This window comes from Aquipuribacter hungaricus (assembly GCF_037860755.1).
Taxonomy (GTDB): domain Bacteria; phylum Actinomycetota; class Actinomycetes; order Actinomycetales; family JBBAYJ01; genus Aquipuribacter; species Aquipuribacter hungaricus.
This window is the reverse complement of sequence record NZ_JBBEOI010000166.1, coordinates 1-8,219: the sequence shown is the minus strand read 5'-3', so window position 1 is coordinate 8,219 and position 8,219 is coordinate 1. Positions and strand designations below refer to the sequence as shown.

9 protein-coding genes are annotated in these 8,219 nt (G+C 77.6%); 3 read left to right on the top strand and 6 right to left on the bottom strand.

From position 1 onward, the window contains the following. The 3 genes from modA to WCS02_RS14780 form a co-directional block, all read left to right on the top strand. Nucleotides 1–741, top strand: a 741-nt coding sequence (gene modA, locus WCS02_RS14790) for a molybdate ABC transporter substrate-binding protein (protein WP_340294550.1), incomplete at its 5' end; no start/stop codon positions are given. Next, a complete protein-coding gene (locus WCS02_RS14785) occupies nt 738–1,646 on the top strand; it encodes an ABC transporter permease (protein ID WP_376983539.1) in 909 nt (302 codons plus the stop codon). The genes modA and WCS02_RS14785, both read left to right, overlap by 4 nt. Then, nucleotides 1,643–2,776 (top strand): ABC transporter ATP-binding protein, encoded by a 1,134-nt coding sequence (locus tag WCS02_RS14780; protein ID WP_340294548.1) that lies wholly within the window; start codon nt 1,643–1,645, stop codon nt 2,774–2,776. The genes WCS02_RS14785 and WCS02_RS14780 overlap by 4 nt, the downstream gene beginning before the upstream one ends. 21 nt (nt 2,777–2,797) lie before the next feature. On the opposite strand, the gene WCS02_RS14775 is transcribed toward WCS02_RS14780, so the two are convergent. The 6 genes from WCS02_RS14775 to WCS02_RS14750 form a co-directional block, all read right to left on the bottom strand. Continuing rightward, nucleotides 2,798–3,574, bottom strand: coding sequence for an ABC transporter permease (locus tag WCS02_RS14775; RefSeq protein WP_376983648.1), 777 nt, complete (start codon nt 3,572–3,574; stop codon nt 2,798–2,800). Nucleotides 3,575–3,599: 25 nt separating this feature from the next. Beyond that, nucleotides 3,600–4,535, bottom strand: a complete 936-nt coding sequence (locus WCS02_RS14770) for an ABC transporter ATP-binding protein (protein WP_340294544.1) — start codon at nt 4,533–4,535, stop codon at nt 3,600–3,602. 141 nt (nt 4,536–4,676) lie between these two features. Then, the gene (locus WCS02_RS14765; RefSeq protein ID WP_340294542.1) at nt 4,677–5,978 is read right to left on the bottom strand and encodes a LolA family protein; all 1,302 of its coding nucleotides are present in this window, start codon (nt 5,976–5,978) and stop codon (nt 4,677–4,679) included. 95 nt (nt 5,979–6,073) lie between these two features. Next, on the bottom strand, nt 6,074–7,189 hold the full coding sequence (locus WCS02_RS14760) for a PHP domain-containing protein (protein WP_340294540.1): 1,116 nt from the start codon (nt 7,187–7,189) through the stop codon (nt 6,074–6,076). 2 nt (nt 7,190–7,191) lie between these two features. After that, nucleotides 7,192–7,704 carry a 2-C-methyl-D-erythritol 2,4-cyclodiphosphate synthase gene (gene ispF, locus WCS02_RS14755; RefSeq protein WP_340294538.1) on the bottom strand — a complete coding sequence of 171 codons (513 nt, stop codon included), beginning with the start codon at nt 7,702–7,704 and terminating at the stop codon, nt 7,192–7,194. Next, on the bottom strand, nt 7,685–8,219 hold a 535-nt coding region (locus tag WCS02_RS14750; protein WP_340294536.1), incomplete at its 5' end, for an IspD/TarI family cytidylyltransferase. The genes WCS02_RS14750 and ispF, both read right to left, overlap by 20 nt.

Genomic DNA, 8,219 nt, shown 5'->3' with positions numbered 1-8,219 from the left:
GCGGGGGCCGCCGCGTCCGCCCCGGCGGCCGGGCCCGCGTCGGCCTCGTCGGTCCCGACGGTCGCGCCCGGCGAGGTCGTCGTGCTCGCCGCCGCGTCGCTGACCGAGGTCATGGTCGAGCTGGAGGAGCGTTTCGAGCAGGCGCACCCCGGCACCGACGTCGTCCTGGTCCTGGGGCCGAGCTCCGGGCTGGCGCAGCAGGTCCTCGCAGGGTCGCCGGGCGACCTCCTCGTCTCTGCCGCCGCCGCGCCGGTCCAGCAGCTCGTCGACGCCGGCGAGGTGCTCGGGGAGCCGGTGGACGTCGCGGTGAACAGCCCGGTGCTCGCCGTCCCGGCGGGCAACCCCGGCGGGGTGACGGGGCTGGCCGACCTCGCCGAGGACGGTCTCGTCGTCAGCCTGTGCGAGGAGCAGGTGCCGTGCGGCGCGGTCACGGCCGGGCTCCTGGAGCAGGCTGGTGTCGCGGCCCGCCCGGACTCCCTGGAGCGCGACGTCCGGGCGGTGCTCACCCGGCTGGAGCTCGGCGAGGCCGACGCCGGCGTGGTCTACGCCACCGACGTCCTCGCGTCGGGCGGGACGGTGGAGGTCGTCGACGTCCCGGGCGCCGAGCAGGTCGTCACGGCCTACCCCGCGGTCGTCCTGGCCGGCACCACCGACGAGGCCCGGGCCCGGGCGTTCCTCGCGCTGATCGAGGGCCCCGAGGGGCGCGAGGTGCTCGCCGCCGCCGGGTTCCTGCTGCCGTGACCGTCCCCGTGGCGACGGGTGCCGGGCGGGCCAGCCGGTCCCGAGAGCCCCGTCGGCCCGGTCAGCGCGACCAGGCCCGTCGACCCCGTCGGGCGCGCAGTGCCGACGACCGCGCCGCCGGCGGCACCGGGCTGCCCTGGCCGCTCGGCGTCCTCGCCGGGCTGGGGCTGCTCGTGCTCGTCCTCCCCCTGCTCGCCCTCGTGGTCCGCGCCCCGTGGCGGAGGCTCCCGGCGCTGGTCGCCGACCCGGCCAGCACGCAGGCGCTCACGCTGTCGGTCGGCACGGCAGCGGTGTCCACCCTGGTCTGCCTCCTGCTGGGCGTGCCGCTGGCCTGGGTGCTCGCCCGCTCCGACGTCCCCGGCCGGCCGCTGCTGCGCGCGCTCGTCACCGTCCCGCTCGTCCTCCCGCCGGTCGTCGGGGGCGTCGGGCTGCTGCTCCTGCTGGGCCGCCGCGGGCTGCTCGGGCTCTACCTCGACCTGTGGTTCGGCGTCCGGCTGCCGTTCACGACGGCCGCGGTCGTGCTCGCCCAGGTGTTCGTCTCGCTGCCGTTCCTCGTGGTCGCGGTCGAGGGCGCGCTGCGGGGGGCCGACCGCCGCTACGAGGCCGTGGCCGCGACGCTCGGCGCCTCGCGGTGGCGGGTGCTCACGCACGTCACGCTGCCGCTCGTCGCCCCGGGCGTCGTGGCCGGGGCCGTCCTCTGCTTCGCCCGCGCGCTGGGGGAGTTCGGTGCCACGGTGACCTTCGCCGGCAGCTTCCCCGGGGTGACGCGCACGGTGCCGCTGTCGGTGTACGTGCTGCTGGAGACCGACCCGGACGCGGCGGTCGCGCTGTCGCTGGTGCTGCTCGCGGTGTCGGTCGCGGTGCTCGTCGGCCTGCGGGACCGCTGGGTCGGGGCGCTCCGGTGAGCGACGGGCCGGACCGGACCGACGGCATCGACGGGACCGGGGGGCTGGACGGGTCCGACGGGCTGGACGCGCGGCTGCGGCTGCGGCGCGACGGCTGGGACCTCGACCTGGACCTGGTCGTCCCGCCCGGGCGGACGCTCGCGCTGCTGGGCCCGAACGGGGCGGGCAAGTCGACGGCGCTGCGGCTGCTGGCGGGGCTGCTCCGGCTGCCGGAGGGCCACGTCCGGCTCGGGTCCCGCACCTGGGACGACCCGGCCGCCGGCGTCCACCTGCCGCCGGCCGCGCGCGGCGTCGGTCTGGTCCCGCAGGACTCGCTGCTGTTCCCCCACCTGGACGCCCGCGACAACGTCGCCTTCGGCCCGCGTGCCCGTGGTGTCCCGGCCGCCGAGGCCCGGCAGCGGGCGACGGCGTGGCTGGATCGGGTGGGCCTGGCCGGCCTCGGGCACCGGCGCCCCGGCGAGCTGTCGGGGGGGCAGGCACAGCGGGTCGCGCTCGCCCGCGCGCTCGTCACGGCCCCGGGTCTGCTGCTGCTCGACGAGCCGCTGGCCGCGCTCGACGCCGCCACCCGCAGCTCCGTCCGCACCGACCTGGCGCACCACCTCGCCGCCTTCGACGGCGCCTGCGTGCTCGTCACCCACGACCCGCTCGACGCGATGGTGCTCGCCGACGACGTGGTCGTCCTCGAGGACGGCCGGGCGGTGCAGCAGGGGACGCCGTCGCAGGTGGCCCGGTCGCCGCGCACGGACTACGTCGCCCGGCTGGTCGGCCTCAACCTGCTCCGCGGGACGGCGACCGGGCAGGACGTCGCGCTCGCCGAGGGCGGGGTGCTCCGGGCCGCCGCGGGCGAGGCGGGTGGCCCCGTGCCCCAGGGCGAGGTGCTCGTGGCCTTCGCCCCGGCGGCGGTGGCAATGTCGCCGGACCGGCCGGGCCCGGCCAGCCCCCGCAACGTCTGGGGCTGCACGGTCGCGGCGACGGAACGGCACGGCGAGACCGTCCGGGTGCGGCTCGACGGTGCGCCGCCGGTGCTCGTCGACGTCACCGCCGCGGCGGTGGCCGAGCTCGGGCTGCGCCCCGGCGCGCCGGTGTGGGCCAGCCTCAAGGCGACCGAGGTGACGGTCTACCCGGCGTGAGGCCGGGCCGCGCCCCAACCGTCAGCTCAGCACGTCCTTGGTGGTGAACCGCGCCCACGCCAATGCCGAGAACACCGCGACGTAGGCCGCCTGGAGCAGGGCGTTGAGCCGGAAGGACTCCCACGCGACGGGGTCCCGCAGCACGTCGGCCACGTCGAACCAGCGGTACGTCGGCAGCCACGGGTGAATGGCCTCGACCTGCGGGATCTGCCCGACCACCTGCGACACCACGGCGAGCGTGACCGTCGCCGCCATCGCGCCGACCGGGACGTCGGTGAGCGTGGACACGAACAGCCCGATCGCCCCGAGCCCGACGAGGGACACCGTGACGTAGCCGGCGGCGAGCAGCGCCCGCCCGCCGGCCTCCCACGGCGTGATCGTCCCGCCCGACAGCACCGCGACGTCCTGCGCGCCGAACAGCGCCAGGCCGACCGCGGACCCGGCGGCGACCACCGTGAGCGTGGCCACGGCGCAGAACACGACGACGCCGGCGAGCTTGACCGCCAGCAGCCGGGTCCGCCCCGCGGGGCTGAGCAGCAGGTAGCGGAGCGTGCCCTGGCCGGCCTCGCCCGCGATGGTGTCCCCGGCCACGACGCCGACGGCCAGCGGCAGGAAGAGCGGGACGCAGATGACGAGCGCGGTGATGCCGACGAACAGGCCGTTGTCGGTGACCCGGTCGAGGAACGGCGGGCCGTCCCCGCTGCTCGGGCCGTCGAAGAAGTAGACGGCCAGGGCGATGAGGACGGGGACCGCGGCGAGCACGCCGAGGATCGCCAGGTGGCGCCGCCGGGCGAACATCACGCGGAGCTCGCTGGCCAGGAGGCTATGCAACGACCTCGAACCCCTCTCCTGTCAGGGCGACGAACCGGTCCTCGAGGGTGTCGCGGCGGACCTCGAGGCCCTCGACCGGCACGCCCGCGGTGACCAGCCGGACCACGAGGACGTCGGTGCGGGTGCCCTCGGGCAGCGGGGCGCGCACCGTGCCGTCCTCGGCGCGCTCGGGCACGAGCCCGGCGCCGGCGAGGACACGGGCGCCGCCGGCGTGGTCGGGGGTGCGGAGCACGAGGGTGGCCGCGCCGCCGGCGCCGAGCTCGGCGAGGGTGCCCTGCGCGACCAGGCGGCCGGCGCTCATGACGCCGACGTGCGAGCACACCTGCTCGATCTCGGCGAGCAGGTGGCTGGACACGACGAGCGTGGTGCCGTCGGCGGCGAGCGAGCGGACCAGGCTCCGGACCTCGCGGGTGCCCTGCGGGTCCAGGCCGTTGGTCGGCTCGTCGAGGACGAGCAGGTCGCGGGGGCGGAGCAGGGCGCCGGCGATGCCGAGCCGCTGCCGCATGCCCAGCGAGTAGGCCCCGACCCGCTTGGACCCGGCACCGGTCAGCCCGACGCGCTCCACGGCGTCGGCGATCCGGGTGCGACGGGTGCGGGCGTCGGCGTCGCGGTCGGCGGCGTCGAGCCGGGCGAGGTTCGCGGGGCCGGACATCCAGGGGTAGAACGCTGGCCCCTCGACGAGCGCCCCGACGCGGGGGAGCACGCGGCGCCAGCCCGACGGCATCGGGGAGCCGAGCAGCTCGACCTCGCCCGACGTGGGGGCGGCCAGCCCGAGCAGCAGGCGGATCGTCGACGTCTTGCCGGAGCCGTTGGGCCCGAGGAAGCCGTACACGGCGCCGGACGGGACGGCCAGGTCGATGCCGTCGACCGCCACCTGCTGCCCGTAGCGCTTGGTGAGCCCGCTGGTGCGGACCGCGAGGTCCGTCACGCGCGCCGTCCGGGGTGCCGCCGGGCCTGGACGGGGAGGTCTGTCACCAGGCCATCGTCCGTCACGCAGCCGTGACCGGCCACGCGGGTCGTGGCCGGTCACGGGGTGGTGCGTGCTGCGGGTGGTGCGTGGTGCGGGAGGTCAGCCGGCGTAGCCCTGCAGCGTCGCGGCGTCGACCGAGCCGACGAACAGGCGGCCGTCGTCGGTGAGCAGGACGGTGAGCAGCGCGGAGGTGAAGACCTGGCCGCCCTCGACCTCGGTCGTCAGCTGGCCGAGCAGCTCGGCCGGGTCGACGTCCTCGGCCGCGTCGGAGCCGTCCTCGCGGCCGAACGGGGAGGCGTCCTCGCCGGACACGTCGGCGCTGGGGGCGTCGTCCGCGAGCGAGGGGGCGGTGCCACCGAGGGACGGGGCGCCGGCCGGGGCGAAGAGCTCGACGACGGTCGACCAGCCCTCACCGTGGACGACCGGCTCGGGGGCGTCGGCGAACATCTCTTCGAGCGCGCCGGTGTCGAAGGGCTCGGCCGGGGCCTCCGTGGCGGGAGCCTCGGCGACCTCCCTGTCGAGCTCGGCGAGCGCGTCGACGACCGTCGTGCCGGCGGGCGGGGTGAAGGCGAACACCTCGGCGTCGGGGGCCGTGAGGTCGAGGTCGGTGAAGCCGGTGACGAAGGCCGGGGCCTCCTGGTCGCGGGCGTCGACCTGCACCTGGAGGACCAGGCCGGTAGCGGCGTCCACGGCGACCTCGATGCCGGCGACCAGGGTGGCGTCGTCGCGGGGGGTGGCGACCAGCGTGTAGGCGTCGCGGCCGGCGACGACCTGGGCCTCGCCGACGGTGACCTCGGTGGTCTCGTCCGCGCCCTCCAGCAGGGTGCGGGCGACCTCGTCCGGCGTCATGTCCGCCGGGGAGGCGCCCTCGGGCAGCGCGGGCTCCGACGGCGGGGCCATCAGCACCCCGCCACCGTGGGCGGCGGCGTGCTCGGCGGCGGCCGCCTCGGCGCGGGCGGCGAACCCGGCCAGGTCGTAGCGGGTCGCGGTGTCCTCGGCGGAGGAGTACGTCCAGGCGACGTCGCCGTCGCGGACGACGTCCAGCTCGGAGAAGTCGTCGAGCAGCGAGACGCGCTGCTGCTCGGGACCGCCCACCCAGACCCGGAGCGAGTTCTCGCCGGTGGCGAGCCTCATCAGGGCCGACATCGGGTCGGTCGCGGTCTCGGACGACGGGGCGCCGGGCAGGTCGCCCAGCGAGGGCAGACCCAGGTCGGCGACCGTGCGGACGGTGCCGCTGAAGGGGACGGGCTCGGCCTCGCCGACCGCGACGAGCAGGTCGGCGGCGGAGCGCTCGGGGAGCTCGGGCACCGCGTCGGACGCGGCGGAGGCGGCGACGCCTCCACCGACCACCAGGGCGGTGACGGCGGCGGGGACGATCCAACGGGCTGCGACGGCGGGCATGCGACAACGGTACGTCGGGGAGCGCGGCCGCACCCGGGGGGTACCCCTACTCCTGCCGGGGCGCCCGCGCCAGGGGGTCCGTCCTGCGGGCACCCTCAGCCCGCGCGGGTCCAGGCGAGCAGCCGCTCGACGTCCCACGTGGTGACGACCCGGTCGGCGTCGATCCCGGCCTTCTCCACCCGCGCGCAGCCCAGCTCCAGCCAGTCCAGCTGGCCGGGGGCGTGGGCGTCGGAGTCGATGCTGACGACGCAGCCGGCCTCGTCGACGACGGCGAGCAGGTCCATCGGCGGGTCGAGGCGCTCGGGCCGGGCGTTGACCTCGACCGCGGTGCCGGCCTCGGCGGCGGCCGCGAACACCGCGGCGGCGTCGAACGTGGACTGCGGCCGCTCCTTGCTGCCCCGGCTCGCCCCGGGGGAGTCGGGGTTGCGCCCGCCGAGGAGCCGGCCGGTGCAGTGGCCGAGGATGTCGGTGCGCGGGTCCTGCACGGCGGCGACGAGGCGGCGGGTCATCGCGGCGGGCTCCATCCGGAGCTTGGAGTGCGCCGAGGCGACGACGACGTCGAGGCGGTCGAGCAGCTCCGGCTCCTGGTCCAGCGAGCCGTCGTCGAGGATGTCGACCTCGATGCCGGTGAGGACGCGCAGGTCGACGCCGTCCGCGTCGAGCTCGGCCTGGACCTGCGCCACGAGGTCGAGCTGGGCGCGCAGCCGGGCGGGGGACAGGCCGTTGGCCACCGTGAGGCGGGGGCTGTGGTCGGTGACGGCGAGGTAGCGGTGCCCGAGCGACGCCGCCGTGCGGGCCATGGTCGCCAGGTCGCTGCCGCCGTCGCTGGCGTCGGTGTGGCTGTGAAGGTCTCCCTGCAGCAGGGCGCGCAGGTCGGCGCCGCCGGCGACCAGGGGCGCGACCAGCGCCTCCAGGTCGGCCCGGTAGCCGGAGGGCCCGCCGCCCTCGACGACCTCGGTGATGACGCCCGCGGTCCGGTCGCCGATGCCGGGCAGCTCCTTGAGCGTCCCCTCGCCGGTGCGGGCGGCGACCTCGTCGGGGCCGGTGCGCACCACGACGGCCGCGGCCTTGCGGAAGGCGGCGACGCGGGGGGTCGCGGCGGCGGCCCGCTCGAGCAGGAAGGCGATCCGGTCGAGCTCGACGACGACGGGGTCGCTGTCCGCGGGGACGCCGCTGCCGCGCAGGGGCGCCGGGGACCCTCGGCCCGCCACGGTCAGGCCCTCACGAGCAGGGCCGTCGCGATGCCGGCGGCACCCTCGCCGCGGCCGGTGAGCCCGAGGCCGTCGGTCGTCGTGCCGGACACGCTGACCGGGGCGCCGACGGCGTCGGAGAGCACCCGCTGGGCCTCCTCGCGGCGGGAGCCGAGGCGCGGCCGGACCGCGACCACCTGCACGGAGACGTTGACCACCCGCCAGCCGGCCGCCCGCACCAGCCGGGCCGTCTCGGCCAGCAGCGCGGTCCCCGCCGCCCCCGCCCAGCGAGGGTCGGCGGTGCCGAACACCCCGCCGAGGTCGCCGAGACCGGCGGCGGACAGGAGCGCGTCGCAGGCGGCGTGCGCGGCGACGTCGCCGTCGGAGTGCCCGGCCAGCCCGACGGGCTCGTCGGGGAAGTGCAGCCCGGCGACGTGGCAGGGCACGCCATCGGCGAAGGCGTGGACGTCGACGCCCGTGCCGACGCGCAGGTCCGGCACCGCGGGGGCGGGGGTGTCAGCGGTCACGGGCGCCATCCTGCCCCGCCGACCGGTTCTCGAGCAGGGCGCGCGCGAGCAGCAGGTCTACCGCCGTCGTCACCTTGAACGCCTCGGTGTGGCCCGGGACCACGACGACGGGGTGGCCGGCCGCCTCCGCCATCCCCGCGTCGTCGGTGACGGCTGCCGTCCGGTCGGCCGCGTGCAGGGCGCGCAGCACGTCGGCACGGAAGCCCTGCGGGGTCTGCACCGCGACCAGCGAGGACCGGTCGAGGGTGCCGGCGACGGTCCGCGGCCCCCCGGTCGCGGGCGCGAGCTGCTTGACCGTGTCGGCGGGGGTGAGGCCGGGGACGACGGCGACCACGTCGCCGGCCACCGCGGCGGCGACCGCGGTGAACACCGACGGCGGCGCCAGGGCGCGGGCGGCGTCGTGGACGAGCACGACGTCGACGTCCTCGGCGAGGGCGTCCAGGCCGGCCGCGACCGAGGCCTGCCGGTCCGCGCCGCCCGGCACGACCACCGGGTCCCCCGGGGCGCCGGCGGCGGACCAGGCC